Raw genomic sequence first — 1954 nt, forward strand, 5'->3', positions numbered from 1 at the left:
TGGATCGCCGCACGATCGAGATCGGCCGGCCGCAGGCGGATCACTATTCGGGCGAGCTGCCGTACACGCCCGACGAGCGCACGGTGGTGCTGTACGCCCCGACGTGGGAGGGCGACCGCCCGGCCGCGCACTACGGGTCGGTCAAGACGCACGGCGAGGCGCTCGTGACGGCGCTGCTCGCGACGGGCCGGCACCGCGTGATCTACCGCCCGCATCCGCGCAGCGGCGTCGTGGATCCCGACTTCGGGGCAGCGAACCAGCGGATCATCGACGCGCTGAGGGCGGCCAACGCGGCGGATCCGGTGGCGCACCACGTGTACGACGACAAGCCAGACCTGGGGTGGCAGCTCGCCGCGGCCGACGTCGCGATCGTCGACATCTCCGCGATGGTCTACGACCGCCTGGCGGCCGGCAAGCCGCTGCTCATCACCCGCCCGGAGGATCCGGCCGCGGAGGTCGACGAGGGCGGCTATCTGTCGGCCTGCGAGTGGCTGCGCGCCGCGGACGCGCCCGGCATCGTGGCCGAGGTCGAGCGCGTGCAGGCCGATCCCGAAGCGGCCGCCCGTCTGCAGCACTGGGTGACGCACTACTTCGGCGACACCACACCCGGCGCGGCGACGGCGCGCTTCCACGCCGCGATCGATCAGCTCATGGCGACCTGGGACGACTGGCACGCCCGCTCGGCGGGCTGAGGGCCGGGGAACGCAGAAACCGTTCCGCCGCGCCTCAGTGCCGCCGCGCGAGCTGGGCCGCCGCCTCGTCCCGGACGTAGCCGAGGGCCTCGATCGCCGCGACGACGCGGGCGCGCGTCGCGGGGAGGACCGCCTCGGGCGCGTTGAGCACGCGCGACACCGTCTGGTGCGAGACGCCGGCCGCACGGCCGACGTCGCGGATGGTCGGTCGCCCGCTCATGTGCGTACGCTCTCACCGCTCTCCACGCGGGAGGGCGTCGCGACCGCGGAGGCGAGCGCGGCGGCGCCGGCACACAGGAGCACGGGTGTGGCGATCGCGACGCTCAGCGTGACGCCCTCGGCCAGCCAGCCGATCAGCGCGGGGCCGGCGAGCAGACCGACGTAGCCCGCGCCGACGATCCGGGACATGACGATGCCGGCATTTGCCGCACCGAGCGCACCGGCGGCCGTGAAGATCTGCGGCACGGCTCCGGACAGGCCGATCCCGAACAGGACCCAGCCGGCCAGCGTGAGCGGAACGGCGCCGGACAGCGTCACGACCAGCAGCCCCCCGGCGGCGATCAGAGTGCCGAAGCGGACGACGGCCACCGCCCCGATGCGCGCGGACACGCGGTCGGCCGCGAAGCGGCCCGCGGTCATTGCCACCGCGAAGGCCGCGTAGGCCAGCGCCGCGGTCGATTCGGGAGCGCCGAGATGATCACGCGTGTGCAGCGCGCTCCAGTCGGCGGCGACGCCCTCGGCGAGCATCAGCATGAACGCGAGCGCACCGAGCAGGACGGCACGGCGCGCGATCCCGCCCGTGGGCGCTTCGCTCGCGTCGACCCCGTCAGGCGCCGGGGTGAGGGCGTCCGCAGCCCGCAGCAGGCCGGGAAGGGTTGCCGCCGCCGCGACGGCGGCGATCGCCACGGGCACGGCGAAGAGCGCCGGGAGCGCCCAGCCCAGCGCGTTCGCGAGAGCGCCGAAGCCCGCGCCGAGCGCGCCGCCCACCGAGAACCACGCGTGGAAGCTCGACATGATCGGGCGGCCGTAGCGCCGCTCGACGATCACGGCATGCGCGTTCATCGCGACGTCGAGCGTGCCGTTGCCGACGCCGATCGCGAACACCGCCAGGCCCAGCGCGATCGGGTCCGACGCTAGGGGCGGCAGCAGCGTGGCGAGCGCGAGCAGGGCGACGCCCGCGACGGTCGCGACCCGGCTGCCGGCCCGGTCGACGACCCATCCGGTCGCCTGCATGGCGAGGAACGAGCCCAGACCGAGCAGGA

The 1954-nt window shown here is 74.7% G+C and carries 3 protein-coding genes; 1 reads left to right on the top strand and 2 read right to left on the bottom strand.

The features are described from left to right. A partial coding sequence (locus RIF89_RS14530) for a CDP-glycerol glycerophosphotransferase family protein (RefSeq protein WP_309069785.1) occupies positions 1 to 692 on the top strand: 692 nt, incomplete at its 5' end. Positions 693 to 726: 34 nt separating this feature from the next. Here the strand turns inward: RIF89_RS14530 and RIF89_RS14535 are convergent. Both RIF89_RS14535 and RIF89_RS14540 read right to left on the bottom strand, forming a co-directional pair. Continuing rightward, positions 727 to 912: a LacI family DNA-binding transcriptional regulator gene (locus RIF89_RS14535; RefSeq protein ID WP_375294493.1), complete on the bottom strand. Its 186-nt coding sequence runs from the start codon at positions 910 to 912 to the stop codon at positions 727 to 729. Then, on the bottom strand, positions 909 to 1954 hold a 1046-nt coding region (locus RIF89_RS14540; RefSeq protein WP_309069786.1), incomplete at its 5' end, for an MFS transporter. The genes RIF89_RS14535 and RIF89_RS14540, both read right to left, overlap by 4 nt.

This window comes from Microbacterium sp. (assembly GCF_031178525.1).
Taxonomy (GTDB): Bacteria; Actinomycetota; Actinomycetes; order Actinomycetales; family Microbacteriaceae; genus Microbacterium.

Excerpts from the sequence above, each read along its gene's own strand:
- RIF89_RS14535 (WP_375294493.1), bottom strand. The coding sequence starts at position 912 with ATGAGCGGGCGACCGACCATCCGCGACGTCGGCCGTGCGGCCGGCGTC.